Raw genomic sequence first — 26630 nt, 5'->3', positions numbered from 1 at the left:
TCCGTCCTAGTACAGGCATTGTTCAGTGTGTCTTTCAGGTTAAACAACATAAAGTGCTGAAATGTTGCGGTCCGTTTTTTCTTAACAGGACACCTCCCGTCCTTTCAGCGCTGGCCGAAGAGGCGCAAAAAAAATGATCTTGATATTTCTGATCGCACATCAGTGCACGAAACCCAGACTCCGGGAACAAAAGCCGGATGCAAAGTTTGCACCGGGACCAGGTGGATACTATCTGTGAAATCCTCACGCAGAGCTAACTTTTAAAGATAAAGCTGTTTTAAATATTAAACCGATACCTGAGCGAGCTATCAACAATTTAACTAATTTGGATTTATTTTATGAGTATTCAGGTGTTGAGGACAAAAGATATCTTATATGTTGCCTTTTTACGGAAAAAATGGATACAATGGCAACCGATATCGAACACCTCAACCCAATCAGCAATTATTGATTTTATTATATTTGCCAAACACATGATTACAGACGCGCTAAACAAAACAGGATCATACAGCGAATATGATTTTGATCTTTTTGAAAAGGAATATCGAATTCGGGATATCGGGCCAGGTGACATGATTTTAAACATTGGCGAGGTGGCAAAATCTGCCTATTATGTCCTCTCTGGAGCAGTATATCAATATCGGTTGGATGATGAAATTGAGGAAATCATATTAGATCTTGCTCCAGCGGGAAAGTGGGTGCTGGATCAAAAAAGTTTCGTTGCGCAAAAACCTTCAGAAAATTGTATTAAAGCTTACGAAACAAGTCAGCTACTTGAAATAAGCCTGGATTCCATTCATAAACTTATTGGGCTTTCTGCATCATTTTTTCAGTTGGGTCGCCTATTGGACGCAACGGGTCATCGGGCACTTTTTTTTGACCGCTCACTCTCACCCCTCGAAAAATATCAAACGCTGTTAGACGATTCACCTCAAATCCTGCAGAAGTTTCCTTTGAAAATGATCGCATCTTATCTGAGAATCACACCAGAGACGATAAGCCGGGTAAGAAAAAAAATTGTTGCCAATAAGAACCCTTCTTGATCAGGATCAAGTGCTTTATTTGACTGGGAGCATTACCTTCGCTTTGTTGCTTACTGGAAAATAAAAACAATATGATAAACAGTTTATTACAGAGAAGTTTAATCGGTATCCGGCCTTTTATTGGTGCGAAAGACTTTGATCGGTCGAGGGATTTCTATAAATCTTTGGGCTTTAACGAAATAGTTTTAAGTCCGTTGCTTTCCTTATTTCAGTCGGAGGGTGTGGGTTTTTATCTGCAAAATGCATATGTGAAGGAATGGGTGGACAACACTATGGTATTTCTTGAGGTTGAGAACGTTAACCAGACCTGGGAAGAACTTTTAAACTTAAGTCTTACTGATCACTACCCTGAAGTTAGGATAGTTCCTATTCGGATGGCAAGCTGGGGCAAGGAATGCTTCCTGCATGATCCATCAGGAATACTCTGGCATTTTGGCGAATTTTTCGACAAGAATCTATAATTACAGGATACATACACCCACGTAATGCAACGTGCACTGGTGTTATCTTCAGTGAATACAAACCAACATTATGGATATGTGCTATGAGGGCTGCATAGGCAATCTGAAATAGAAAAGTGAACCTTGAGATGGCTCGCTCTCCAGTCCAATCGTTCCACCGTGTCTGCCAATCACCTCAGCACATAAATAAAGTCCGACTCCGAAGCCCCGGAAACCCTTGTTCGCTGAATCTGTTCTATAAAAACGTTTGAAGACATGTTTGTGGTCGCTCGGAGCAATACCAATACCATAATCGCGAACGCCTACTTTTACCTGCCCATCCGCTTTAGTCGCAAAAACTTCAATTTTCGGTGCACCAGGCGCATACTTTACAGCGTTAGTTAACAAATTGGTCAATACCTGGCCAATTTTCTCCCGGTCTGCGTTAACGTTGAGTGGTTCGGTGCCATGAAAACTGAGTGCATGAGTTGGAGAAGTAGATTGTACATCCATTATTGTTTCACGTATGAGCGCACTGATTTCAAAATCCTCGTGATTGAGATGGAGCATGCCCTCATCAAGCTTACTGACGTCGAGGAAATCATCAACCAATCTTGACATTTTCAACACCTGATAGCGTGCTCTTTCAGCTGAGTTAACCATTAGCTCATCCCCGGATTTACGCGCTTTCATCTGGATCACCTGAGCGTAGCCCGATAGCGCGGTCAATGGCGTTTTTAGCTCATGCGTGGCTACTGCAACGAAATCCCGCATGCGCTGTTCATTGTGAAGTCTGATGCGGTTAATTTTGATCTGTGCTCTGACCTTGCTTAGCAACTCCTGCGCTGAAAAAGGCTTTACTAAATAATCATCCGCCCCTGCCTCAAGCCCATCAATCCGGGCTTCTTCTCCGGCCCTGGCCGAAAGGAAGATTAATGGTACCCAGTGCTTTTCTTCTTTTTCACGAATCCTGGCCAATAGTTCTTTTCCATCCATAACGGGCATCATGATGTCGCTCAGAACAAGATCAGGTTTAAAGGAATCCAACTGCACGAGTGCATCTGCCCCGTTTATTGAGGCCTGTACGATAAACTCTGCACCGAGCAGGCGTTGCAGATAGGCCCGCATATCATTATTGTCATCAACGACCAGGACACGTGCCATTTCAGCAGACGTTGAATCAGCATTCAAGTTAGCATTTTTTTGTTGGTCTTGCTCATACTCAGATCCCAGCAGTCCGGAGGCTTCCTGCAGGAAAGATTCCCTGATTGCGCCAGGGCTTGCCTGATAGTCATGCTCCTGCACCAACTCCGCTGGTAAGTGTGCCCGTCCGAGCGGTATGCGGACAGTAAATAAAGAGCCTTCACCCAATGTACTTTCTACACTTACTTCACCTCCATGGAGGCTGATGAGTTCACTCACCAGTGAAAGTCCGATCCCCGAGCCTTCATGCGTTCTTCCGGCAGAGTTCTCGACCCTATGAAAACGCTCGAACATATGAGGGAGTTCATGGGGGGGTATACCGACTCCCGTGTCAGAAACTTTTAAGACAACCTCCTCAAAAGAAGATTCTAAGGCAACAGTAATGACGCCTTCGAGGGTATATTTGAATGCATTAGATAGTAAATTTAAGACAATCTTTTCCCACATCTGTTTATCAACAAAGGCTTCAAGGGGCCCCTGACCAGTCTGTACCTCCAGGCGCATGCCTGCTTTTTCAATAATCGACCGGAAGCTGCTTGCCAGATCAGCGGTAAGTTCCGCTATATCTACAGGCTGATAGGCAGCCTGAACACGCCCTGCTTCCACCCGGCTAAAATCCAGCAAATTATTGACTAGTTTCAGAAGTCTCATCGCATTGCGATGGGTGGCCATTACCGTTTCTCTCACCTCCGGATCATCCATCACCTGGTGGCGCTGAAGATCTTCAAGCGGACCGAGCATTAAGGTAAGTGGTGTTCTGAATTCGTGACTAACGTTACTAAAAAAAGCGGTCTTGGATCTATCTATAGCCGCCAGTGCTTCTGCCCGCTTCTGCTCCTGCTCATAGGCATAAACATTGGAAACCGCGGTAGAGAAAGTTCCGGCAAGCATGCTATAGAAACCCATATAATCTTCATCCATTGCCCTTCTTGAGCTCACCCCGGCAATGAGGTAACCAGTGGGATTATCATTACCTGAAATAAAAACAGGAAGAATCACAGCAGAATTGGGAGCTTCGGGATAAGGTCCACAGGAAAAATCACCAAAACGTTCATCTAGATCTTCTAAAACAAAGGGCTCTGTAACACTGGCTGACAATGGCCATCTTGCATGGTCATTGTCGTCCAAAACAATTTCGTATACTCCAAGTTGTGGTGCATTTGCAGTACCAGCCGCACTTACCAGCCTGGCGGTTTTGTTCATCTGTTCAACACTGTAGAACAATAAAAAGGGAAGATCGCTCAGAAAATCTTCATGGCGTTCAGTTGTCAGCGCTCCGATTTCTTCAATCGATTTGGCTTTTCCGATCAAAGCAGACAAATCTCGTAACACCTGTGTCCGTCTTGCACTAAGCATTTTATCGGTGGTTTCGGTAATTGGATGGAATATTCCGCCAACCTCCCCTGATTCATCCCGGATGGGCGCAAAAGAGAAGGTCATGAAGGCTTCTTCCAGATAGCCATAACGAAACAAAAACATTTGTTGATCCTTAATATAAGTTCCCTCTCCCTGCTGGCCCCGGGTAAACTTGTCGCCCACAACCTCAAGGGCAGATTCCCAGCAAATGCGGAAATTCATGCCCATCGATTGGGGATGCATGGCACCGCAAATAGGCTTATAAGCATCATTGTAGATCTGAATGGTTTCAGGCCCCCAGGCAATTAATATGGGAAATGTAGAGGAAAGGCAAAGGCTGACCGAAGTGCGCAAGCTTTGTGGCCAGTTCTCAACCGGCCCCAGCGGGTTATTGCTCCAGTCCATAGACCTAATCAATTCCCCCATTTCTCCTCCACCCGATAAAAATTGTGCCTTTGACAAGCTTTGATCAACCATTCTTCTACAATTTGTTTTTGCTTTAAAGGTAAAAAAATCAAAATTACCGGCATGGATATTCTACAAATTTTTTAAATCTGAACTTGCGTCAAGGTAATTTTATATTTACTTTTATCAGGCAGCCTGGCTTTAAATGAACAAAGCAACTGGATAATTTCATAAATACGGTTTTTAGACATGGGAAAAATTATATACGTTTTGGAAGATGACCAGGGCATTAGCGACATTGTAGAGATGGTATTGGAATCCGAAGGCTACCAGGTGAGCTGTTTTCCCAGCGTCAGCACTTTTAACGCCACTGCCTTCAAGCCGCCGGCAGACCTTTACCTGCTGGATATTATGCTTCCAGACGGCAATGGCCTTGATGTGCGTGAAGCGCTTTCAAATAACAGTAACACGGCTGCAAGTCCGGTGCTGATCATGAGCGCACATACCAACCGTTCAGAGGTATCGGGTTGGCCACGGGCTCAGCATTTCATTGCCAAGCCCTTTGACATCAATGAACTTACTGAAAAGATAGCTTCTTTATTAACAGACTAATACTTTTATTATTAGCTGAGGGGAATTGTAAACCAAAAGGTAGCCCCCTGTCCGCTGGTTGATTCAACTCCAATTTCCCCGCCGTGCTTACGGATGATGTCGGCACCAATATACAGGCCCAATCCAAGTCCTGAATAATGCAATTCCTTGTAATCCGCCCGGTAATATCTGTCGAAAAGATGAGGGATTTTTTCTGCTGAAACCCCCTGCCCCTTGTCGCTCACTGCTATTCTTGCCAGATTATCCTGTCTGGAAATATTGATTTCGATGATTTTCGACTCCGGCGCATATTTGACGGCGTTGTTAACCAGATTAATAACCACCTGCTGGATACGATACTCATCAGCGTAGAGCTGTAGTGCCCGATCCCCGGTGATGATCACCTGGTAGGCGCTGGCCAGCCTGAGATGGTTAAAGCATTCATCAAGCATCCCGGCTATCGTAAATGTCGTCTTGTGAAGCGAAAGCTGCCCTTGCTGAATATTGTTTACGTCGAGCAGGTTTGCCACCAATCCGTTTAACTTGTCCATACTCTTACTGGCCTGTTCAATGAGTTTGGGAAACATGGGAGAAGAAAGGTTTTCTTTAATCTTTTCCATAAGCTGGAGCGATGCTCTCAGGCTGGTAATAGGTGTTTTGAGCTCATGGCTTACGATACTAATAAAATCATCTTTTTCTTTTATGAGCTTTCGTCTGGCTGTTACGTCCATAAAAGTGCATACCCCACCTGAAAGCTCCTGCAATTCGTTAAAAAGCGGGGCAACATTTACAGAAATGTAAAATGTTTCTTTTCCATGGCGGCTGATACCGATTTCCTGGTCATAAACAGGGAGCCCGGTTTTCAGCATGATATACATAGGATGTTCTTCCTCTTTAATTACGGTACCATCGAGATGAACATTCACCCACAGCTGATCATTGTAAGCGCGATGCTGCATCCCCTCGAGGTCTACTCCGAATATATGCTCCGCCATGTGGTTGATGTAAGTAGCGCGGCCATTAGCATCCACGATGCAAACCCCGTCGGCCATGGTATCAAGGATACTTACCAGTCGTTGTTCGCTATCAAATAACTTTGAATTCGCCGCCTTTTGTATAAATTCGTTTTCAAGGTTCTGCAGGCGCAGTTCAAGCTGCTCAGAAACAATTACAGCTAATTTCTCCAACAAATTAATCTCTTTTTCCGAGAGATGCATGACCTCGCGGCCGACAAGACACATTGTGCCTACGGTAAAGCCATCCCTGCTCTTTATTGGTGCGCCTGCATAAAAGCGAAGGCCAAATTCACCGTAAACGTAAGGATGCCCCGCAAGTCGTTCATCCTTTAGCGCATCCGGAATTACGGTGACCTCCTCGTTCAATACAGCGATAGCGCAAAGGCTGGTTGTCCGAGGAACACGAACTACCTCATCTCCAAGTCCGACGTTCGCTTTAACGAGCTCAGTTGTTGCGTCCAGAAACGAGACATGAGCCATAGGAACGTTAAATAAGGAACAAGCCATTTCACAGATGCGCTCGAAGACCGGTTCGCGGAGGTCATTAAAAATCTGATAGCGTTCCAGTGCCGCAACCCGGCGGTGATCATTATCTGGAATGAGGTTGTCTATCGCGTGTATATAGGTATTCAAATCTGGAAGTTTTCGGATAAGTTGCATAAACATACGCACCTTTCTCAAAAGTTTTAACTTCTGGTTTGTATTTTTTTTTCGACAGCAATTGCATATATGACGAGCCTGCGATATACATTTGAAATATCGTTTTCAGGCTTAATCGGGTAAACCTGAGTAAATTGATCCCGTCTCACCAGAAATAAAATTGCTTTAAGATTTTGTTTGCCTGCATTGTAGTGAGCTGGCGGAAAAGAGTCAAATGAATTGGTTTGAACAGCCAAAGATTAATATCAAAAACATTTTTAAGCCGTGACAAACTGTTGTCACAGCATAAGAGACATTTGTATTATTAAATCATACTAAAATTTAAACTTATGATCAATCATTTACATCGCTGAACTGGATCAGCGTACTTATCGCATTCGTTATCTACTTTATGTTAAGGGGAATGTGGTTTACTTTATTTTTCAAAAAACAGTATGCCATATTTTTGGGAAAAGCCGATCAACTACCCGTCAAACCTGCGGCAATTTCTATTATCGGTCCGGCGATTTGCTCCCTGGTAATTGTCATTACGACCGCATTATTGATTTATGCACTGGATATTTCTTCAATCGCCGGTGCCATGGAATTAGCGCTGGTAGTGGGTATTGGGTGTCTGGTTGCAAATATTGTAAACATCGCAATCAGTCCTAATATCCCAAAGCATAGCCATTTTGAGGGCCTCTTTTACATGTTATTCTCTTGGTAGAAAAGAAATGCTCCGCTGCAGAGTTAGGATATATTTTGGAATTTATTAACCTAAGCCATTTTGCGAAGTTATTTGCGCGGTACCAAGGATTGAAACCAAAAAAATATGTGAAAGTACATTAACAAAAATAATCTGACGCTGTATTCGTAACCCACGATATACTGTGGATTGGCTGTAGATTTTTTTTGGCTTAGCACAAATAGTGGATCAACTGGAGTTCTGGAATAATAATCAGTTCATGGACCTATCTTATTTACAGAAAGTTGCTGAGATCATTATGAGCTTAAAGTCAGAATAAATGATTCTTTAGCCAATAAGCATCGAATTAACGGATAGCAGATGTAACTGATTTAAATGTCACTGAGAATTCTATTACGATGCCTAATTCCCCAATCGGCAATGGTATCTGTCAACTGTTTTAATGACATCCCATATTCTGTAACCGAATAGTTTACAGCCAGCGGCTTGGTTGAAGCAACTTCACGGTTGACAACCCCGTTGATTTCCAGTTCATGTAGTTCCCTGCTGAGCATTTTGCCAGATATTCCATTAAGATTCTTCAAAAGTTCGGAATAACGCATCGGTTTATAACAAAGTCTTGCAATGATAGAGATTTTCCATTTCCCATTTAATAGCTCCATGGTATCATCGATAGCTCTGATTTTAACCAGGCATTCACTAAAAGGCATTTGCTCCATAATCTAAAAGCTTAATTCTGATATAGTTACTTAAATATGGTTACTTATTTGTCACATAGGATACCTGAATGTAACAGTAACTTTTTGTCACAAAGTTACTTTATTCAAGTCGAACAATGTAATTTTGGTTAAAAAAATAATATGAGTTTACTTACAGATTTACAATGGCGATATGCCACAAAGAAAATGAATGGTAGGAGGATACCTCAAGAGAAATTAGATTACATCCTGGAAGCCGCACGTATGGCGCCTTCATCATCAGGTCTTCAGCAGTATAAGATAATTGTAGTCTCTGATCCAAAGTTACTTGAAAAAATCAAGGGATTTGCCTATAATCAAAGTCAGATCACTGACTGTTCACATCTGCTCATCTTTGCAGCCTGGGACGAGTACACAGATGAACGGATTAGCAAAGTATTCAACTATATGATGGATGAGCGCCAACTTCCGCATGAAACAATGGACAGTTACAAGTCTGTCATTATGGAGTTATTTGCAACTGAAGGAAAAGAATGGGAAGCGCATCACGCCTCCAAGCAAAGTTATATCTCCTTTGCCCTGGCAATTGCTGCGGCCGCAGAGCAAAGGGTAGATGCCACACCAATAGAAGGTTTTTTACCAGAACAACTGGACATATTGCTTAAACTGAAGGATACAGGTTACAGAAGTACCGTACTCTTGCCCCTGGGTTACCGGGATGAAGAAAACGATTGGTTAGTCGAAATGAAAAAAGTGCGAACACCCAAAGAAGTTTTCATAACAGAAATGACCATTGAAGATGCGGTGGAAACAGGTCTTGAGGCAATGAGCCAGTCTCTGGACGGCCTAATGCAAAAATAACGATAATTTACCTAAAATATGAGCAATCCAAATCATGAAAATAAAGAGTACATAATTGACTCAGATACCGCTTATCCATTCGGTGAAATTGCTGAATTGCTATCGATAAGAAAAGGCATAACCTTGCCTTACAATCCAGCAGGGATTGAGCTGTATATTAGCACCTTATAAGCCTCGGCGTTTCAAAGGATGATGAAGCGACCTGTCTAGATTTGCTACAGCGATAGCGAATGGTGAGTTCAAGCCAAATAAAAGCGATGCAAGTAAATTACCTGGCAGACAAACAGTTAGTTTATTAGATTTTTTGAGAGCATCGGGAGAAAGTGCCTTGCCAGGCATCCTTTAGACCATACCTCAATAAAAGGCCTCCGAAAACCCTTTAAACAGATCGAGATCAGCTAAGCGCTAATAAAAAAATGCCGCCCAAGGCGGCGTTTTTTTTATCATCCAAGTGAAAACTGAAAGGCAGGAATGAGAAGAGACATTCCTATGCCATACAAATGGAGCTTTCTCAGGAAATCGCAGGTCTTCCTGTTCCAATAAGCATGATCTATTGCAGCCATGAAGACTAAAGGAAAATGTTCCGTTAATTTCCAGAGAAGTTTTCCGAATAGCCCAGCTTGAAGATGGTGATATCATCGCCCTTCAATAAGATTTAGATAGCATAGAACAACTAAAATTAAATCAGTCCGATAGTTAGGAAGGGTTACACTCGGGTTCTTCCTGAACTTTAATTCTCATTTAAAGCACTTCGTTTTCGTTCATCTTCTGCACCATTGCTCTTTTTAGTGTTTTTAACCGTACCTCCAAAGCTGTAGCTAAAATTCAGCTTCACCATCCTGGTTTCAAACTGGTTTCGCCACAATTGTTGCAGGGTACCGCTATTCTGGTTATATTCATTACGGTATGATTTAAAAATGTCCATAGCATTTAACTGAACAGATGCTTTTTTATTTAATAGTTGCTGCCGAATACCTGCCGTAACATAAGTAAAAGCCCGGTTGGTAATTGTCCGATCTACACTTTTGCCACGATAATTGAAAAGAAACATCACCGAGAAATTTTTGCTCAGCGAGAAACTGTTATACGAAGTTCCAGAAAGACTGGCTATCCCATCGCTCTCCAGCAAACCCCCATTAAACTCTCCCTTAAATGAACGTTTGGATAAAATGGTATTCGAACTGGTATACCACCATGGCAATACCTGTTTGCCATACATTGCCTGAAGCGTAAAGTAATTGCCATAATCTGCATTTCCCGGGAGTGTTGATATCACACTATTTACCAAAGGAACGGAAATACTGGTAAAATCATCAACGCTGTGACTATATGTTAGTCCAAAGAAAAATGCATTTTTATAACCATACCATATATCAGCATTATAGGCAACCAAAGGTTTCAGTGCCGGATTTCCCTGTTGCAGGTTGTTGCTGCTAATGATTCGCACCAGCGGATTCAGGCTTTCGTAACCAGGGCGTTCTACCCTTTTGTTCATCCCTAAGCTAAGGCTATGATTTTTGGTAAACTTATAGTCAAGATGTACTGATGGAAATGGCTGGAAATAGCTCCTGGTAAAACGGTCCTTTCCAAACTCCTGTTCACCCTGCCCATTGGTATATTCGCCCCTTATCCCCAACTGATAGGAAAATTTATCGCCAGTGCGGGCATAAGTAAAATAAAGTGCTGAAATACTCTCTTTGTAATCAAATAAGTTGCTTTGCTGACCAGCGAAATCCTGATAAAAATTGGAATTTTTAGCATTAACATAGCTCGTTTTCATACCCATTTCTAACTGATGGCCTTTGGCTAAAGGATGTGTGTAATCCATTTTAAAAGCATAAACATCGAAAACACGGTCTTGACCAACCACGCTTTGCAGGTCTGATGCGGGGCTGAACGTAAGGGTTCTGTTGTCCTGATCGTTGTAATTACCGTAACGGTAATAATCTAAATCTAGTGTCAAATCCCTTCCCAAGCTATCTATTTGATGTTGTAGTCGAAGTCCAGATGAGAGATTAGATGCATGAATATTAACCAGATTAATAAACTGCGATTGCCGAGCAACATCATCTATATTGGCAGTGCTATTGCGGCCGAAGGTCTGAAATCCAGGTTTAAACGAAGCAGACAGTGTAGTACGCTTTGAGAGATAAAAATCCATTCCCAGATTTGGCGTGTAATTCGCATTGGTTCTGGTGCTTTTGATCGCAGTAGTTGATTGACTTAAGGCTATTCCTTCGGCACCTAAAAAAGTAGAAGCAATGTAACTATCGTAGAAATATTTGTTGTAATTATAATCTAAGTTAAGCAGCAGATTATAAGCTTTTCCTTTGTAGTTCAGGTTAAGACCTCCATTCGCTTTACCAAATGTCCCTTTCCCTCCTCCTGCGTAAACATTTCCATTCAGCCCGGCTTTATAATTACGTTTACGGATAATGTTGATGATTGCCCCATTCCCGGCAGCATCATATTTTGCAGAGGGTTGGGCAATGAGTTCTACCTTTTGGATAGCGGATGAAGAAATTCCTTTCAGCATACCAGCCAGTGCCTCTGATGAAAGTGTGGTGGCCTTACCATCAATATAGATCTGGACCGATTTACCATTCAGGCTGATTCTGTCATCTGGGCTAACACTTACACCAGGTAGCTGGTTCATCACTTCCATAATCGGTGCGCCAGAACCTAAACCGTTAAGATTTACAATGAGTTTGTCTGCCCGTCTTTCCACAAAAGGAACTGTTGCCGTAATATTTACAGCAGCCAATTGTGTTGCCGTTGGCGATAGCCGAATAACCCCGAGCGATTGAGTTTGTGCATTAGCGATGTCAAAAACTTTGGAGTGCACCGTGCTGTAACCCATCATCCTCAAATCGATAAAATATTTGCCATCAGGAACTTCGAAACTAAACTGTCCCCTATCGTTCGCAAGTATCGCTTTAACCACGCTAGAGTCTGCACTTCTTTTTAAAAGGATCTGTACAAATGGGAGTTCAGCAAGCTTTTCATCAACTACATTTCCGGTTATTTTACCCAATTTTTGTTGGGCATTAACAAGCATGGTGGTGAAAACCAAAACGAAAACTAAGCCATAATAAAAGCGGGTGGGTTGAGGTAAAATAAAAAGCATAACGTTTGGATTAATTTGAACAACCCAAACATATAACTAAATATTTAGTCAAACAACTAATAAATTAGCTATAGCAGCTAAATTATTAATTTATTGCTTATCTATCTGATTATCAGAGTTAAAATTTATCGCAATTTGATAAGCTGAATTTACTTTTTCTCCATTTTGCAATGCAGGTTTCCATTTTGGGCAAGCTTTAATAAGCCTCAATGCTTCTTTATCACTTGCTTCATCTAAACTTTTTTCAACTTTTGCATTGCTAATTTCCCCATTGGCCTGCACAACGAAACTCACAATTACCCTTCCATTTTTACCGGAAACTTTTTTTGCATTATCAATCAAGTATTTACTGAAAGCATCAAACCCACCAGGGAAACTTGCTGACTGGTCAACTTTATCATTGTTACCCGTTATACCTGAGGTATTAAATGAACACAAAACTGCAATTAGAGGCAAACATAAAACATACTTCCAGCGCCTATAATGGTTAGACCTTTTACGTTGTAACATCTTTATTCTCGATTCGAGCAGGGAGGTATTATAGAAGGTATTTGCCAATGTTGGTCCCGCATTCAGGTTCTGCAGAAAAAGCAACATGGCATATTGTTTTTTGCTTGCTGTAAAGTTACAAGCATACTCATCTGCCAAATATTCGTGGATCAACTTCAGGCTTTTACGATAGGCATAAACAATGGGATTGAACCAAAAAAATACGCCTACTGTTTCAACCAGCAACAGATCGAATGTATGCAACTGTTTAACGTGTATATTTTCATGCGCATCAATCACGGCTAGGCCAGAAAGCTTTCGGTCTATCACTTTTGTTTTCCAAAAAGAAAATGCATCGCCATCCCTGGGCAGTGTCAGCTGTTTTTTCACACCTGCTATCTTGATGAATAATCGCGTTGCACTTAGCACAACTCCAATCCAATACACAAGAGTTACCCAGTTCAGTTCTTTCTCTGTATTATTCCCTAATTTCTCTGCCCCAACAACCGCAAGTGTATGGGTTATTAGCTCTGCCTTTGGCAATACAAGTAACCAAGACAGATCCAGGAATGGCATTAGCATCGATAAGCAAAGCGCACCAAGCAGGTAAACCCTGTTAAAAACAAAAAAAGTTTCCCTCTTAAGCAATAGCATATAAAAGAGGTAAAATATAACCAGCGAAACGCCAGACCAGAGAAAGTAATATTCAAGTCCCATAATCAATCTTTTATTTGATCGATCATTTTAAGCAACTGTTCGGCGTCTTTCATATCGATTTTCTTTTCCTGAACAAAAAAGGAGAGCATGTCTTGTACTGAATTGGAAAAATAACTGCCCAAAAATTTATCCGCCTCATAACGCATGTATTCTTCTTTGCTAATTATGGGAAAGTAGCGATGGGTTTTACCGAAAGCTTCATAGCCGATTACACCCTTGCTCTCTAAAATCCTGATGATGGTTGAAACAGTGCTGTATGCAGGTTTTGGATCTGGCAACTCACCTAGAATTTCCTTTACGAATGCTTTTTCTAATTTCCAGAGTACCTGCATCAATTGGCTTTCAACTCGAGTTAAATCTTTGATATCCATAGCCTGTTTATTGGAATCCAAATATCAGCTAAAAAATTAGTTACCACAACTAAATATACAAATTATTAAAGATTGACTTAATCTCGCACCAGCGTTCAGGCGCGAGTGAGGCCCCTCGATTGATCTTGCTAACTTATCCTTTTACTAATAAGGTTTACGAGGGTGCAGTTCCGCGGATGACTAAACATTTATTGGTTCCAATTTCTTTTTTTCTTAATTTGATTTAAATTTTAGTCGTTATGAAATTCATTGTTGCTAAAGCAAAGCTTGTCATATTCCTTAAGGACTTGTACCGAATATGGTTTCCCTGGTTGGATCTGGCAATCCTGGCATTTATATATTTGTTCATATGGGGAGAATACATCAATCCATACCGCCAGTATCAATTGATTGTCTATGGAAAAACGGCAATAGGAAAAATTTCCGGCGAAGACGGACTATATGCTTATTCGGATCATCCCAGCATGCGTGATTTCACTTATACCTTCAGTTTGCCTAATGGGAAAATTATCAAATCAAGCGCACATGCATTCAGCATTGATGAAGTTGAAAGCATGAACAAAAACTTTCCGGTAACTGCCACTATCTCCTACCTGCCAGATCAACCTACAATCAATTGGGTAAAATCTAACCTTCCAAGCGACCTAAATGAACTTTTCAAAACAACCCTAATCTGTGGAACCTCATTTTTTTTGATTTCATACCTGCTCATAATGGTGATTTTCAGGCTTGGTATATTGGAGCATCGGGAAAAGAAACGTATGAAAAAACTGGAAGAAAGTGGTTATACTATTTTAGAATTACCGAAATTCCTGATGAATTAAGTTTTCGCCATCGGCGTAACTAATCATTACACTCCACTGTTCGGGATTGTCTGTCGAAATGATTTTATCTTCGAAACCACCCACTAAATAAGCCAGATCAAAATATACAGTAAAGGCATTTAACCCATGGTCTATTTGATAGCTATATCCAAAATTAGAATCATAAGACTCCCGTCAAACCGCTTCTATCATAACAGATGGGTCAACATTATTTTTTATCACAAATGTTGATATAAATCTAATCCAATCATTCAGAATAGCCGAAAAACAACAATATAAACACCTATATTGCAGTAACTTAAAACAAACGCTAATGAGCTCTCAAATTTCAAACAAGCAAATTGACTTTACCGTAAGCAGCAATGAATCTTACTTTTTAAACGTGATCATCGGAAATGGACAGATCGGCTCTACCACATTCAAGAACCTGAACAACGATCAGTTTTCTCCCGATATCATCAATGCACCAGTAGGAATGGGTTCGTTGATCAAGGGGAAAAACTCTATGGTAGTTTCTGTTGTGATTGACGTCAATCCCGATACTGATAATCTCATTGTAGCCTATTATCTTTCTAAAGCGCCTAAATCCCCTGATCAACTTAGTCAAATGAATCCGGTTGGTACTTCTTCGATGACCCTACCCACCAATTCTACCGCCATTTTTGTCACCACACTTAACTTCATTTAACATGAAAAGGATTTTGTTAATAGTGGTATCATTTACGATGATGCTGAATGCGTATGGGCAACAAAATGATATTTCAACGGTAAGCCCAACATCTGCTCCGGCATTCACTGTTCTGGGAATCAGTCCGACAGAAATTGCAAAGCCAAACAACTGGAACAAGTTTCAGGCCTCTCTCTATCAAAACCTGACCGGGAATGATGGCGCTGCGCCCAGGAACTTCGCCATGGAATTCAAGCCCTATTGGCTGAGTAACCATCCTAAATTCACTTACACTGATTACCTGGAAAAACAAGGCTTTAGTTTAAGAAACCTTTCCCTGTCAATCGCTTCTGCCAAAGCGCCCTATATTAAAGATTCGGTGCAAAGCTTAGGTTTCGGCTTTCGCCTGCCAATCGCATTTGCCAATAAAAAAAGGCAAGCGCTGAGCCAAAACCTTCAAAAGGAAGCCAATAGCCTGAAAGCGAAAGTTAACTGGCAAAGCGATTTTGTATTATACCTGCTTACTTTTACGGGCCAAACGGCAGGCGATTTAAAAAGTGACATCGAAAGTAAAATCAAGAGCCCCCCTGCCGGAGATAAATTATGGAAAGAACGGGGCCAGATCCAAACCATGCTCAATGATACACTTTCCAAAACCTTATCGTCAATGGCCTACAATAATCTCGACAGCACTAACAAGGCCATCATATTATCGACTGTTAGCGATTACATCACTAAATATAACCAAACACCTGCAGCAGCTATGAGCGAAAAAATTAAAGAAGCGCTCAAAGAAACCGGAAACTTCCAGTTCAGCGGGGCCTTGGCGCTCGCTTTTCCAACTAATCAGTTTGATTATTCGAGATTTTCGCAAGCAGCCCTCTGGGTCGATTATACTACCAAATTTGGAAAAAGCAGTCCGGTTGATGGCACCGCAGCACTGCGTTACGTACGTGTATTTGAAACAGATTCAGTCAATGCATCCAGTAATGTTGATTTGATTTATAAAATCAACTTTTCATTTGGCACCGATCAAAAACTAGCAATATCAGCCTGGGGAGTACTCAGGAAGAAATCAAATGACTTGCCCAAGGTAGTGATTGATAACGTGACTTATACTGCCGCAAAAAATAGCTGGGATAATAAATATGGCATAGACATTTCATACAAATTTTCCAATACCATTGCACTATCCTATTCATTTGGAAAAGATTACAAAAACCTTTACGGAAGCAAAAACGGCGGTAATCAATTGATCAGTTTCTTAAACCTGTTTTATTCACTAAATACCAAATTGATCGGATCAGACCTGAGATAGGTACTCAATTCTATTGTTTTAAAATCAAAAAATTAAACATACATCTGTAATACTCCATGTCTATTCCACTATCTACACTCATCGAACAAGCTGACAGCGCATTCGAACTCAAAGACTTTCAAAGTGCAATACAACTATATTACCAGGCGCATCAACCCTCTCAGCAAGATGCAGAAATTGCACACAGCATTGGCTCGTGTTGTTATATGACAGACGAGATTGAAAGCGCATTGAAGTGGCTCAATTATGCCGTTTCGCTAAACGATCAGGATTTATATTTGCATAATTCACTTGCCGACATTTTATCCTATAATGATTAATATGAGAATGCAATTGAACATTATAGTAAAGCTATTGAACTCTCCCCTGATTTCGCCAGTGCATCGAGATGGTGTATTAAATTACAGGATCAACTATTACAATCAATCCTAATCGCGAACAATGCCGTTTTTAAGGCAATTTATCAGTGCTTGGTGAAGGTACCAGTATGGATTAGGCCGTTTAATGTAAAGTCTTCCTTCTAGGGAACTAGTAGCCAATTTTTTCATGAAGTAATTGCCCTCCAAAGACCGACTTAATTCCCCATTCACGAGTTTATTATGTTCATTTACAATTTGAAATTTGATGTTATCAAACTTCCCTATCTTGTCCAAAACCTTGTAATCTGGTGTAATAAATGGCACCGCCCATTGGATAAGTAGTTTCGCACTGGCATCATCATATGAATCTTCCTCTTCTTGTCCGTAATCGGAGTTGAATTCTTTGGAAAGGCGTAAAAGTTCAGGTGTCAAATCTTCTATCCGTGGGTAGAATTGCCTTAATACGTGAATTAAAACCAGAAATGGAAAATCGCGGTCATGAAAAGTCCGACCGCTTACAATTCTAAACTGCCCCATTGGGTATTCGTAAGTGCTGAGTTTGGTAAAGTTGCGCACTTTGATGGAGTCGATGGTAATCAATCCCTTCATCATATACTGTAGTGTTTCTGCAAACTTGGGCTCACGGCTAGAGATATTGGCAATAGAGTTTGCTGAGGTATGGATATCATGTACCATATTCTTCATGACATTCTTGATGAAAAAACTAGCTAGATTTTCACTCAGAAATTCTCTGAAATCGAACTTATAGATCACGGTGGAGTAGAATTTATTGATGTAGCCTTGAAAATCTACTAAGGGGCCATATTTATGAACGAATATATGGTGGATATTGACGATGTCACAAACGAAAATTACTTTATCAAAGCCAAATTTATTTTCCTCGGTCTGACTCTCGTGGTGCGCGGTAAAGATATTGAACAGTCTAAAGATGTGGTCCGGGTCTAACCTATCCATATCATCGATGACCAGGATGATTTTTTTGCCCTGTTTTGCCTGTCGAATTCGCTGAATAAACTCTTTGATGCGGCCGGTAATCCCGTCCAGCTCCCTGATTGATCCAGATCGGAGTCTTTCTTGCGCGAGGTATTTGATGATCACTTCTAACTCATCCTGACCTAAATCTGCTCTATGTTTTACGATCTGATGAAACGTATTTTTAAGCTCGGCAGTGAATTCAGTTATGGTATCCGAGCCCGGGACTAGCTTCGCCAGGGCGGGCAGAAATGGAAAAATATCTAGTTGGGAATCTAACCACATCTTTCCTGCAACTAGCATGTCGATGTCTTGCTTTTCAAGGGCAATCTCCGGGCTAAAGTTTTCCATCAGGTATACCAGCAAATCATGTTTGATTAGCTCGAATATATCCTCATTACTGGAGACACTATAATCGACCGGATAGAGTTTAACGGGGATATATTCCTCCTCTTTTTTGAAAAACTCCTCTAAAAATGAGGTTTTACCCGCCCCGAACGGTGCGGAAAATAGGATTCTTTTATTGTGTTCTGGCTTGATGTGCTCATGAAAATCTTCAATGATTTCACTGGTATTGATATAATAATCATCTGGTCTGTTGGTAGCGTTTGCCATAAGTAGAGATTTTTCAGCTTTTGCAATTTAAATTAAGAGCAAAATACCAAAAGGAAAACATCTTCTGAAGTTAAACAGTGAGAGTAGGTAAAGTTTGAAATTTTTATAATGGAAGTAATTAACTATAGATCAAAAGCTGTGGCTGCTAATAGATATAGAGATTATATTAATGTTTAGCAATATTCTCTATCATTTGTGTTTATGATTTCAATTCCTCGATGGTTTTATGGATTAAAAAAGGAGTTTTACCTTGGAGCATGTCTGCATAGGTGATGCTTTGGGCCCCATAAGTATCTACTGCGGTGCAGAATTTTTCGGAAATCTGGTGGGTGTCGGCGTAGTTTTTTTCAAGAAATTTATAAAGCAACTCGCAGAACATGCCCAGTTCTGCTTTCTTGAATCCGCCGATCTTGGCGATAAGCCAGATGGCGCCGACGTATTTTTTCCCGTTTTCCTCATAGCTGAAGACCAGATTAGGGTTCAGGTATAGGGGAAAGTTGTCAATGGGATAAATTTTATGGACTTTTTGAACGCGTTCGAATGTGGCAATCTTCTCGGGGCGGATTTCCTGGTGGTTGAAGTCTCGGAAGCTTGATAGAATCTCGATGTTTCTTCGGTGCATAGATTTGGTTTTGGTTATTTCGGTGGATTCGATTTTATTAAGCAGATCTTCGATTTTGCCTTCATAAAATGTATTGCTATTGTGTTTGATAACATTGTAGATGCAGCTTGTGCTCGTTATCCAATAGTCGCCTCCTCCACTCTCTTCCCCATCTTCTTTTTTTTCTTTTGGGAGGCGGGTTTTGAGCTTATAGGCAAAGTTGCGCTTGCTTTTTTCAGATGTTTTGCGGTTGAACTCTACGAGTTCCTGTACGGTAATCTTTTGCATAATGAACTTGCTTTAATTTCCAATTAATCAATTGCTTAAGTTAATAATTATTTTCGAATTGATTTCAAAGACCGACTTAAAATTACTAACATATCATACATTAATGATAATTTTTGTTGATCTATTTTTAATTTCGATGGGATTTTGAGGCAGAACTTGGAGAAGATGCTCGGGCTTGATATTCAAACTAAGTTTGTTTGGTAACAGGAGACCAATGAGTTCTGTTTTTTCCAGCTAAAATTAGAACTATCATTAATATAGCTTAGGAAATTGAACAGCTGTTGAATATTCCTTAGATTAGGCCAATTTAAAATTAACCTCCAAGATGACACCGCAAAAAAAAACAGCCAACGTTAATTGGGCAGATGCATATAGGGAATTATCGCAGGCACTGATGACATTTTCAAAAGAACATAAACATGCATCAGGTCCAGCGCTTTATGCTCGGCTCAGAGAAAACAAAGAATTTTTAAGTGCAAATCCCTGGCTTCAAAGATTTGATGCGACTGAAACCCCATCGGTCGACCCGATTACCATTTTCGCCAGTTTTAATGATTCAAGATTAAAGGATAAAACCAGAACCGATAAGTTAAATCATTACCTTAAGATTTTAGGAGCGAAACAGGTTGATGGAATTATCAATTATGATGGGTGCCCAACTCCGATTACCACAAGAATAATTGCCGTTAGGACAATACAGGCGCAGGTTGAGATTTGGACGCTTTTTAGAAGCTCCCAAAATTACAAGCCAGAGCTGAACAAAAAAATATTTTCCCTTTCCCAAAAGTGGTATGGATTAGATGTTGCTTCAATTACGATATTTCTCTTCTGGGTCAGGCCTAAATTCTATCTGCCGTTGGATAAAAATACAGTTGAATACCTATTGCTGTCGGGGCAGATTTCCAGTCGTCCAAAAACCTATGAGGAATATACATTCATCCTAAACATCCCACTGGGCGATCATATAGAATTCTCCAAACTTGTTTATCGGGCAGCTCATGAAAATGATAATGTTGCAACTGAAAACTTAATTGATAAAACCAATGATAGCCCTTCGGTAAAACGAATTCGTCGACCTCACAAGCTGTTGGCTATCAGGTTTGATAAAAAAATGAAGGAGTTCCCGAGCACTATCAAAACACTGGAGACGGACAAAACCTATCAATTTTATCAGTGTTATGATTTTTCGGATTTGGCGAGCATTAGCTATGATCCAAATAAAGATGTTTCATTTTATTTTCAAGGAGACTTAGAGATTAGCATATCGGCAATCGTAGGTAAAAATGGTTCAGGTAAGAGTACTTTAACCGAATTACTGTATGCCGCCATCAATAATCTTTCACAGAAACATCCTTCGGTAAAGAAGAAGGAAATTCAATACGTAAAAGATATCTACCTAGAATTCTTCTATCTGTCCACGTTTCTGCACCGAATTGTAATTAGCGGGGACGATGTTTTAATCTTCAGATATGAAAATGCAGGTACTGTCTATAACAGTCCCAGCTCCATTGATTTTGGAAAATTTGAGTTGGAAGAATTCTTCTATACTTTGGCTATCAACTATGCACATTATGGATTAAACAGTAACCATTTAGGTATGTGGATACATCATATCTTCCATAAAAATGATGGGTATGAAATGCCCATAACGATTAGTCCTTATAGGAAGAAAGGCAATATTGATATAAATAGTGAGATGGAGCTGGTTAAATCCAGATTACTATCCCTTCTCCTTCAACCAATAGATGAAACTGATTATTCATCTCAACAGGAGAGTTTACGTACATTGAAAAAGGGTAAAATAGCTACGAGTTTTAAAATTAAGGTAGAAAAGGAAAAGATCGAAAAACTTTTTGATGTGGCCGTTAGCATAAAAAAATCGAACTACATATATAAGGCTATTACGCTTAAAGATGCCAGAGGTTATTGGAAAACGGTTTTGAAAACAGTGTGCAAGACTTTTGGCATAGAGGAGAATAGAATCCCCAGTCTGGGTACTAAAAAACGTGATGCAGATTTTTACGCTTTTGCATATATAATTAAAAAGCTCATTAGCATTACCATAAAATATCCTCGGGACTGGGGCAAATATTTTAATGTTAATACCAATACTTTTAATAAGCATTCCGATTATATTTCACTATTATCGACTAACTATAGCCATGTAACTTTTAAATTGAGACAAGCCATCAATTTTCTGAAATATGATCATATCAGCAAACATTTAAGCGAACCAAATCTAACCTCAGGAACAATAGTTTCAATAGATTTGCTCTCTAAAGATATTCAGGCAATCATCGGGACCCATCAAAGCGAAAGATTAAAAATTCCGTATTTAGTTCCTCCACCATTTCTGGCGACAGAGATTTTTTTTGAAAAAGCGGGTGATAGTTTTGATTCATTAAGTTCCGGTGAGAAGCAGCGGATTTATTCAGTGACAACCCTTGCATACCATCTTATAAATTTGGATTCCGTACCAATTAAAAAAGGGGTTGCCTCTTATAGTTGTATTAACGTTGTTTTCGACGAGGTGGAGCTTTATTTTCATCCAGAAATGCAAAGAACATTTATCTCTTTCATGCTATGGTATTTGAAAAAAATTCAACTTGGAGATGGGTTAGCCCTTAATATCTGTTTTATTACGCATTCACCTTTCATTCTCTCGGATATTCCAAATAACAACATCTTATTTTTAGATGATAATACCAAAGGGCTTGGAACTTTTGGAGCAAACATACATGAACTATTATCCAGTAGTTTCTTTTTAAACGAGGGATTTATGGGAGCCTATGCACAATGGGTCATTTCAGATTTAGCCCTTTACCTATCGCCTGAAAAAGAAAAACCCAGCATCAAGTGGACTGAAAAAACTGCGGAAAATGCAATTAATATCATAGGGGAACCGCTAATTCAAAGAAAACTCAGAGAACTTTACCGGGAGAAATTTAAGCTCAAATTGAGTAGAGAGGAAAGAATTTCTGAATTAAAAATTGAACTTATAAAGCTGGAAAATGAGAAAAATAATTAAAACACCAGCATTAAAAACTGCCGTTGTTTCATTTAATAAAAATCTATTTTTGGGCAGAGGCCCGGATTTTGAAATGCCCATGGACCGGCTGGAGAATTTAAAATCTACCGTAACGAGTAATGGCGGACAGGAAAAATTTAAATTATCAGCCCTGGATATGATTGCTTATATCCTAAAAATAGAAGAAGAATATTTCAGGATACTGAACGCCGATGATGCTGAAATGGAACTTTTGAAAGCTGAGTTTGAAAAGTTGATTCCTCACAAATCCATTACAAATTTGTTTTGGAAAACAGTTGTCAGCGCCATGGGTTACAAAGAATTACGGGAACATGAATTTCTATACTTTCTCAGTTCTATGGGCATTAAAACTTGTGTTTACTGTCATTCACAATTGACTCTGGTTATAGAAAAGACATACTATAAAAAAAATTACCCCAAATTGGGCAAGGTAAAAGGACAGATTAAAACGTGGAAAGGACTATTAGAGCTGGATCATAAGCACCCCAAGTCTAAGTATCCATTTCTTTCCACATCATTTTACAATTTATACCCCGTTTGTGGAAGTTGTAACAAAGCCAAAAGCACCGGAGATGTCAATTTCTTTCTCTATAATGACACTGGCTCACCTGAAGTTTTTAAATTTTTTATAGACAACCAAAGTCTTATCAAATACAAAACCAAAGCTAACCCGGCAGATCTAGAAATCAAATTTAAACATGTTTTACCAGCAAATGTTGCAAATGACGCTTTTTTGGAGCACTATGAAAAACTTTTCAGCATCAGTAAAATTTACAATATGCAGAAAGACGTTGCCGAGGAGCTTATCATTAAACAAGCCGTTTACAGCAAGCCTTATGTTGAATCCTTGTTCAATAGATTTAGGTCTCTTTTCCCTGATAAAAAAATCATTAATAGATTGTTAATTGGAAACTACGATGAGCCTGATGATGTGCATAAACGTCCCATGGCAAAGTTTGTTCAGGATATTTCGAAGGACATTGGACTTTTATAATTTTAACTCTGAAAAAGGTTAAAACTTTAATGCCCCCCTGGCGCAAGCCTATAGCTTGTGCCTACACTAATTTCGTTAAATTGATAAGCTTCAAAGTACTAACTACATTCATTTTACCATATAATCCAAACCAACAATTCTATGCAGGTTTATCCTGTGATCAACAAATAGTTTGGAATGGATAAAAACAGCCCGAAACAAAAAATTTATAAGACTCACATAGCAGGTGATCTTGCCGACCAAGTAAGCTAGTTTTTTTGCTATATTCTCCAAGTAGTTTAGTAAACTTTCGTAGGAATTTTTTAATACTTTTTGTAGTAGGGTTATTTTAGTTCGGTCTTAATGACGCCTGCGTAAGTTGCTGCCCATATTGCACCATTCTTGTCTTTCGCAATCCTTTCAACGTTTACACTTGGTACGCTGGAATTTTCAGTGGTATATATTTCTGTCTTTTTTGAGGAAATGTTATATTTAATAATACCGACGTTATTTTGGCTGAGCCACAATACACATTTTTCTTCATCGAGAAAGAAGTCGTTGATACTATTGGCCGAAAACATCTGTTCATCCTCCTGCCAAAGGCGCTGCCATTTCCCATCAGGAGTGTAGTTATAAATTCCGGCTGCTGTACCTTTTTCGTTGTATAACGAAAACCACAAGTTTCCCAATTTATCTTCCTGCATTTTTGATATATATGCCCTTGAAAGCGGTGAAGTTTTATCGTTCAATAAAATTGTTTTTCCCTTTTCTATCATGACGTTCCCATCGAAAGTACCAATCCAGATGCGGTTTTTACTATCCACGAACGCCCCCAAAGTATTGTCTGATGGGAGTTTGGAGTTCTTTCTGTTAAGTACTGACCATTTACTACCATCAAATTTCATCACCCCATGCCAAGAAGTAAAAAATATATTATCGTGTCGATCGACAAAAATGTTTTTGGCCCAATTGATAGGCGAATTTACAGAGTCGAATTTGGTCCAGGTCTGATTATCATAGCGGTAAACATCATACCCGACCACAAACCATTTGTTATCCTTTCCGTCAACCTCCATATCGCGCACAGACTGTGTCTGTTTCTTGTTGTAAGGTTTTGCGCCTATTGCTGTGTTTGAAGCATTGAAATGTGACCACTTTTCATCTGTGATTTTTACAATTCCATTGTCCGTGCCAATCCATACATTTCCCTTTCTATCGCAGGCTACCGCCCTCGACATGTCCCAAGGGAGTTCTGAATTGCTTTGGGTATAAACTTTCCAGCTTTCGCTCAGCTGGGCTTTTTCACTTCCCTTTTTGTCGGGTGTGCCCGCAGCTTTCATATTTGACTGGTTGGTAAAATCAAATGTCCTGCGCTTGGCCCGAAACTTGCCGTCTTCGAACTCCAGGATAAGTGATACTGAACTGTTCTCCTTTTTGGTGCCGTTCATGGCGGGCGTCCAGTTTTCAGTAGCATTCACCGAACGTTTAAGGTTTAGCAATTCAGAACTAATCCCGGTCTTATTATCCACGCTCAGCAGGCAGGGTTTGCCATCCTGGCTGATAAGAATTTGCATCTCGAGGCTGCCTTTTAAACTGGCCAACTGTTGTTCTCCAATACCCCGAAGAATATTTTGGATGACTGTTTTCGGCGGTTGAGCCTGCGGGTCACCACAGTCGAGGCAAAATGAGGAAAGTTTGCAGTTTTCAAATTTTTCAGGATAAAGGCTTTGTGCCATGACAAGCTTGGCAAACAGTGTGAGGACAATAATCAGCGGCGTTTTTTTCATGGTATATTTTGTCGACTTTTTAATGGTGGTTACACGATGGGTTTGCAACAATTTTCTTTGAAGCTTTTTTTGAAAGGTATATTTATGATTTATTGACCAGAATCATCGGGCATTCAAGGCAGCAATGACGGATTGGTTGTTTTCAATGGGTGGCTCGGTTAGTTGGATTGCACTGATCAAGGAACCATCAGCTATATTAATCATATTCGGAATGATATTATTGTCGATGCGCCAATTCATGAAAGCCACTTTTGTCCATATCAGGGTTTCTGGAGAAGATAAGTTTGATCATGATGATTTAAAATTTAGTCAGGAGAGATGATTCGTTAAAATGGAAGGTCGTCGTCATCAGGATATACCTCATCCGTATACCTTGGTAAACGATCAAGTCGCTGCCATAGATTGTTTATTATAATTTTCTGACGCTCTGGACTCATCCTCTTTATCATTTGCAAAAAAGCGAACATATCATCAACTATAATTTCGGCAGAATTGTTAAAATAATACGCGCCTTTGATAAAACAGCGGGATATCGACTGAACATTTTGCAAGGTAGTCTCCAACATCGAATTGGTGTAGGCTTCTTCCAGAAGCTTAATTATCTGGGCAGGGTCTTTGATATATTGCGCGGTTGTTTCGACTTTTGAATAAATTTTGCTGAAATCTATGGCAAAATTGCGGTATATTTTTTTCTCCTCTTCATCGAAGACTAACTGAGATGAACCGCCTTCAATAATCAACCGCTCTAAATCGAAAAACGATTGGATTCTTGCCTCTGGATTTATAGTCGTCATTTTATGCAAAATCCCTTTATATGCGAATTCGGAGATACCGTTATCCGAGAGGATTTCCTCAAAGAGCTTACCAATAAAATATATTTCTGTCGCATAATTATATTTTTTTTGCGCAAAATCCATTGGTGTTGGGTACCGCCAGTTTAACGAGATGCTCTTGTCAAAATCCTCGTCAAAGAGCACTTTTTTACCAAACCCAAAGTCAATTATTTTCACATAACCGTCTTTAGATACCATTATGTTCTCTGGTCGGATGTCCCGGTGTAGTATCTTGTGTTCTTCTAAATGCCTGAAGCCACTAATCACTTGGACAAATACCTGATCGATCTGGTGGGGATTATTTGCGAGGTAGTCACTGATGATGCTGCCATCTACGTATTCCATTAAGATATATCCCGTTTTATTTACAGGATAAAGATAAAAATTGAATACCCTGACTACATTAATGTGAAACAATAGATGGAGCAACTTAATTTCATCTACGAAATGATCGTAATATAATTCTTTATGCTCATCATACATTGGGGTATATTTCTTACAAACGAAATTCTCGTCGATTAGTTCGTCTTGAATTAGATAAGTTTTACCCAAACCTCCCTGACCTATGTCTTTGATAAACTTATAGTCTTTAATTCGCAAGAATGGAATGATGTCATCTTTCATAAATTGTAAAATAACAGTCCAAATTTCTTTGCCTAGA

General features: G+C 39.9%; 22 protein-coding genes and 1 pseudogene. 13 read left to right on the top strand and 10 right to left on the bottom strand.

Annotation, left to right across the window (positions count from 1 at the left end; all coding sequences use genetic code 11):
- Positions 1-473: 473 nt before the first annotated feature.
- Together R2Q80_RS20930 and R2Q80_RS20925 are read left to right on the top strand one after the other, a co-directional pair.
- On the top strand, positions 474-1043 hold the full coding sequence (locus R2Q80_RS20930; protein WP_316801483.1) for a Crp/Fnr family transcriptional regulator: 570 nt from the start codon (positions 474-476) through the stop codon (positions 1041-1043).
- 71 nt (positions 1044-1114) lie between these two features.
- Positions 1115-1504: a glyoxalase gene (locus tag R2Q80_RS20925; RefSeq protein ID WP_316801482.1), complete on the top strand. Its 390-nt coding sequence runs from the start codon at positions 1115-1117 to the stop codon at positions 1502-1504.
- Positions 1505-1585: 81 nt separating this feature from the next.
- Here the strand turns inward: R2Q80_RS20925 and R2Q80_RS20920 are convergent, their stop codons facing one another.
- Complete coding sequence (locus R2Q80_RS20920; protein ID WP_316801481.1) at positions 1586-4519, bottom strand: GAF domain-containing sensor histidine kinase; 2934 nt, start codon at positions 4517-4519, stop codon at positions 1586-1588.
- Positions 4520-4696: 177 nt separating this feature from the next.
- Here R2Q80_RS20920 and R2Q80_RS20915 point away from each other — a divergent pair, with 177 nt between their 5' ends.
- On the top strand, positions 4697-5059 hold the full coding sequence (locus R2Q80_RS20915) for a response regulator transcription factor (protein ID WP_316801480.1): 363 nt from the start codon (positions 4697-4699) through the stop codon (positions 5057-5059).
- 11 nt (positions 5060-5070) lie between these two features.
- Here the strand turns inward: R2Q80_RS20915 and R2Q80_RS20910 are convergent, their stop codons facing one another.
- Complete coding sequence (locus R2Q80_RS20910; protein ID WP_316801479.1) at positions 5071-6687, bottom strand: ATP-binding protein; 1617 nt, start codon at positions 6685-6687, stop codon at positions 5071-5073.
- Between the two features lie 376 nt (positions 6688-7063).
- On the opposite strand from R2Q80_RS20910, the gene R2Q80_RS20905 reads away from it, so the two are divergent.
- The gene (locus R2Q80_RS20905; RefSeq protein ID WP_316801548.1) at positions 7064-7420 is read left to right on the top strand and encodes a DUF1761 domain-containing protein; all 357 of its coding nucleotides are present in this window, start codon (positions 7064-7066) and stop codon (positions 7418-7420) included.
- 350 nt (positions 7421-7770) lie between these two features.
- Here the strand turns inward: R2Q80_RS20905 and R2Q80_RS20900 are convergent, their stop codons facing one another.
- Positions 7771-8118: a helix-turn-helix domain-containing protein gene (locus R2Q80_RS20900; RefSeq protein WP_316801478.1), complete on the bottom strand. Its 348-nt coding sequence runs from the start codon at positions 8116-8118 to the stop codon at positions 7771-7773.
- Positions 8119-8259: 141 nt separating this feature from the next.
- On the opposite strand from R2Q80_RS20900, the gene R2Q80_RS20895 reads away from it, so the two are divergent.
- Both R2Q80_RS20895 and R2Q80_RS20890 read left to right on the top strand, forming a co-directional pair.
- Positions 8260-8958, top strand: coding sequence for a nitroreductase family protein (locus tag R2Q80_RS20895; RefSeq protein ID WP_316801477.1), 699 nt, complete (start codon positions 8260-8262; stop codon positions 8956-8958).
- An 18-nt stretch (positions 8959-8976) separates the two neighbouring features.
- Positions 8977-9129 carry a hypothetical protein gene (locus tag R2Q80_RS20890; RefSeq protein ID WP_316801476.1) on the top strand — a complete coding sequence of 51 codons (153 nt, stop codon included), beginning with the start codon at positions 8977-8979 and terminating at the stop codon, positions 9127-9129.
- A 559-nt stretch (positions 9130-9688) separates the two neighbouring features.
- On the opposite strand, the gene R2Q80_RS20885 is transcribed toward R2Q80_RS20890, so the two are convergent.
- The 3 genes from R2Q80_RS20885 to R2Q80_RS20875 all read right to left on the bottom strand — a co-directional run bounded on the left by R2Q80_RS20885 (position 9689) and on the right by R2Q80_RS20875 (position 13662).
- Positions 9689-12085, bottom strand: a complete 2397-nt coding sequence (locus R2Q80_RS20885) for a TonB-dependent receptor domain-containing protein (protein WP_316801475.1) — start codon at positions 12083-12085, stop codon at positions 9689-9691.
- A 90-nt stretch (positions 12086-12175) separates the two neighbouring features.
- Positions 12176-13291, bottom strand: coding sequence for a M56 family metallopeptidase (locus R2Q80_RS20880; RefSeq protein WP_316801474.1), 1116 nt, complete (start codon positions 13289-13291; stop codon positions 12176-12178).
- Between the two features lie 2 nt (positions 13292-13293).
- A complete protein-coding gene (locus R2Q80_RS20875) occupies positions 13294-13662 on the bottom strand; it encodes a BlaI/MecI/CopY family transcriptional regulator (protein ID WP_316801473.1) in 369 nt (122 codons plus the stop codon).
- A gap of 239 nt (positions 13663-13901) precedes the next feature.
- Between R2Q80_RS20875 and R2Q80_RS20870 the strand changes: the two genes are divergently transcribed.
- From R2Q80_RS20870 to R2Q80_RS21950, 5 genes and pseudogenes are all read left to right on the top strand, one after another.
- A complete protein-coding gene (locus R2Q80_RS20870; RefSeq protein ID WP_316801472.1) occupies positions 13902-14486 on the top strand; it encodes a hypothetical protein in 585 nt (194 codons plus the stop codon).
- A 313-nt stretch (positions 14487-14799) separates the two neighbouring features.
- On the top strand, positions 14800-15174 hold the full coding sequence (locus tag R2Q80_RS20865; RefSeq protein ID WP_316801471.1) for a hypothetical protein: 375 nt from the start codon (positions 14800-14802) through the stop codon (positions 15172-15174).
- 1 nt (position 15175) lies between these two features.
- On the top strand, positions 15176-16471 hold the full coding sequence (locus R2Q80_RS20860; protein WP_316801470.1) for a hypothetical protein: 1296 nt from the start codon (positions 15176-15178) through the stop codon (positions 16469-16471).
- A gap of 56 nt (positions 16472-16527) precedes the next feature.
- Positions 16528-16791: a tetratricopeptide repeat protein gene (locus R2Q80_RS20855; RefSeq protein WP_316801469.1), complete on the top strand. Its 264-nt coding sequence runs from the start codon at positions 16528-16530 to the stop codon at positions 16789-16791.
- Positions 16792-16797: 6 nt separating this feature from the next.
- Positions 16798-16995 (top strand): annotated as a pseudogene (locus R2Q80_RS21950) (hypothetical protein); the annotation flags it as partial.
- Here R2Q80_RS21950 and R2Q80_RS20850 read toward each other — a convergent pair.
- Complete coding sequence (locus R2Q80_RS20850) at positions 16900-18438, bottom strand: P-loop NTPase fold protein (protein WP_316801468.1); 1539 nt, start codon at positions 18436-18438, stop codon at positions 16900-16902. The pseudogene R2Q80_RS21950 and the gene R2Q80_RS20850 overlap by 96 nt on opposite strands.
- Positions 18439-18637: 199 nt before the next feature.
- Positions 18638-19327: a hypothetical protein gene (locus R2Q80_RS20845; protein ID WP_316801467.1), complete on the bottom strand. Its 690-nt coding sequence runs from the start codon at positions 19325-19327 to the stop codon at positions 18638-18640.
- A gap of 325 nt (positions 19328-19652) precedes the next feature.
- Here R2Q80_RS20845 and R2Q80_RS20840 point away from each other — a divergent pair, with 325 nt between their 5' ends.
- Both R2Q80_RS20840 and R2Q80_RS20835 read left to right on the top strand, forming a co-directional pair.
- Entirely contained in the window at positions 19653-22355 is a 2703-nt protein-coding gene (locus tag R2Q80_RS20840) for a hypothetical protein (protein WP_316801466.1), read from the top strand.
- A complete protein-coding gene (locus R2Q80_RS20835; protein WP_316801465.1) occupies positions 22339-23370 on the top strand; it encodes a hypothetical protein in 1032 nt (343 codons plus the stop codon). Before R2Q80_RS20840 ends, R2Q80_RS20835 begins: the two co-directional genes overlap by 17 nt.
- Positions 23371-23693: 323 nt before the next feature.
- Here R2Q80_RS20835 and R2Q80_RS20830 read toward each other — a convergent pair whose 3' ends face one another.
- Both R2Q80_RS20830 and R2Q80_RS20825 read right to left on the bottom strand, forming a co-directional pair.
- Positions 23694-25136 carry a two-component regulator propeller domain-containing protein gene (locus R2Q80_RS20830; RefSeq protein ID WP_316801464.1) on the bottom strand — a complete coding sequence of 481 codons (1443 nt, stop codon included), beginning with the start codon at positions 25134-25136 and terminating at the stop codon, positions 23694-23696.
- A 326-nt stretch (positions 25137-25462) separates the two neighbouring features.
- On the bottom strand, positions 25463-26593 hold the full coding sequence (locus tag R2Q80_RS20825) for a protein kinase family protein (RefSeq protein WP_316801463.1): 1131 nt from the start codon (positions 26591-26593) through the stop codon (positions 25463-25465).
- Between the last annotated feature and the right edge of the window lie 37 nt (positions 26594-26630).

Source organism: Pedobacter frigidisoli, from assembly GCF_032678525.1.
Lineage (GTDB): Bacteria > Bacteroidota > Bacteroidia > Sphingobacteriales > Sphingobacteriaceae > Pedobacter > Pedobacter frigidisoli_A.
The sequence above is the reverse complement of the archived record's forward strand: the minus strand, read 5'-3'. Positions and strand labels throughout refer to the sequence as shown.

Coding starts and splice junctions, on each gene's coding strand:
- R2Q80_RS20900 (WP_316801478.1), bottom strand. CDS start 8,118: ATGGAGCAAATGCCTTTTAGTGAATGCCTGGTTAAAATCAGAGCTATC.
- R2Q80_RS20860 (WP_316801470.1), top strand. CDS start 15,176: ATGAAAAGGATTTTGTTAATAGTGGTATCATTTACGATGATGCTGAAT.
- R2Q80_RS20925 (WP_316801482.1), top strand. CDS start 1,115: ATGATAAACAGTTTATTACAGAGAAGTTTAATCGGTATCCGGCCTTTT.
- R2Q80_RS20845 (WP_316801467.1), bottom strand. CDS start 19,327: ATGCAAAAGATTACCGTACAGGAACTCGTAGAGTTCAACCGCAAAACA.
- R2Q80_RS20890 (WP_316801476.1), top strand. CDS start 8,977: ATGAGCAATCCAAATCATGAAAATAAAGAGTACATAATTGACTCAGAT.
- R2Q80_RS20930 (WP_316801483.1), top strand. CDS start 474: ATGATTACAGACGCGCTAAACAAAACAGGATCATACAGCGAATATGAT.
- R2Q80_RS20895 (WP_316801477.1), top strand. CDS start 8,260: ATGAGTTTACTTACAGATTTACAATGGCGATATGCCACAAAGAAAATG.
- R2Q80_RS20885 (WP_316801475.1), bottom strand. CDS start 12,085: ATGCTTTTTATTTTACCTCAACCCACCCGCTTTTATTATGGCTTAGTT.
- R2Q80_RS20825 (WP_316801463.1), bottom strand. CDS start 26,593: ATGAAAGATGACATCATTCCATTCTTGCGAATTAAAGACTATAAGTTT.
- R2Q80_RS20915 (WP_316801480.1), top strand. CDS start 4,697: ATGGGAAAAATTATATACGTTTTGGAAGATGACCAGGGCATTAGCGAC.
- R2Q80_RS20920 (WP_316801481.1), bottom strand. CDS start 4,519: ATGGTTGATCAAAGCTTGTCAAAGGCACAATTTTTATCGGGTGGAGGA.
- R2Q80_RS20875 (WP_316801473.1), bottom strand. CDS start 13,662: ATGGATATCAAAGATTTAACTCGAGTTGAAAGCCAATTGATGCAGGTA.
- R2Q80_RS20835 (WP_316801465.1), top strand. CDS start 22,339: ATGAGAAAAATAATTAAAACACCAGCATTAAAAACTGCCGTTGTTTCA.
- R2Q80_RS20840 (WP_316801466.1), top strand. CDS start 19,653: ATGACACCGCAAAAAAAAACAGCCAACGTTAATTGGGCAGATGCATAT.
- R2Q80_RS20855 (WP_316801469.1), top strand. CDS start 16,528: ATGTCTATTCCACTATCTACACTCATCGAACAAGCTGACAGCGCATTC.
- R2Q80_RS20865 (WP_316801471.1), top strand. CDS start 14,800: ATGAGCTCTCAAATTTCAAACAAGCAAATTGACTTTACCGTAAGCAGC.
- R2Q80_RS20870 (WP_316801472.1), top strand. CDS start 13,902: ATGAAATTCATTGTTGCTAAAGCAAAGCTTGTCATATTCCTTAAGGAC.
- R2Q80_RS20880 (WP_316801474.1), bottom strand. CDS start 13,291: ATGGGACTTGAATATTACTTTCTCTGGTCTGGCGTTTCGCTGGTTATA.
- R2Q80_RS20830 (WP_316801464.1), bottom strand. CDS start 25,136: ATGAAAAAAACGCCGCTGATTATTGTCCTCACACTGTTTGCCAAGCTT.
- R2Q80_RS20850 (WP_316801468.1), bottom strand. CDS start 18,438: ATGGCAAACGCTACCAACAGACCAGATGATTATTATATCAATACCAGT.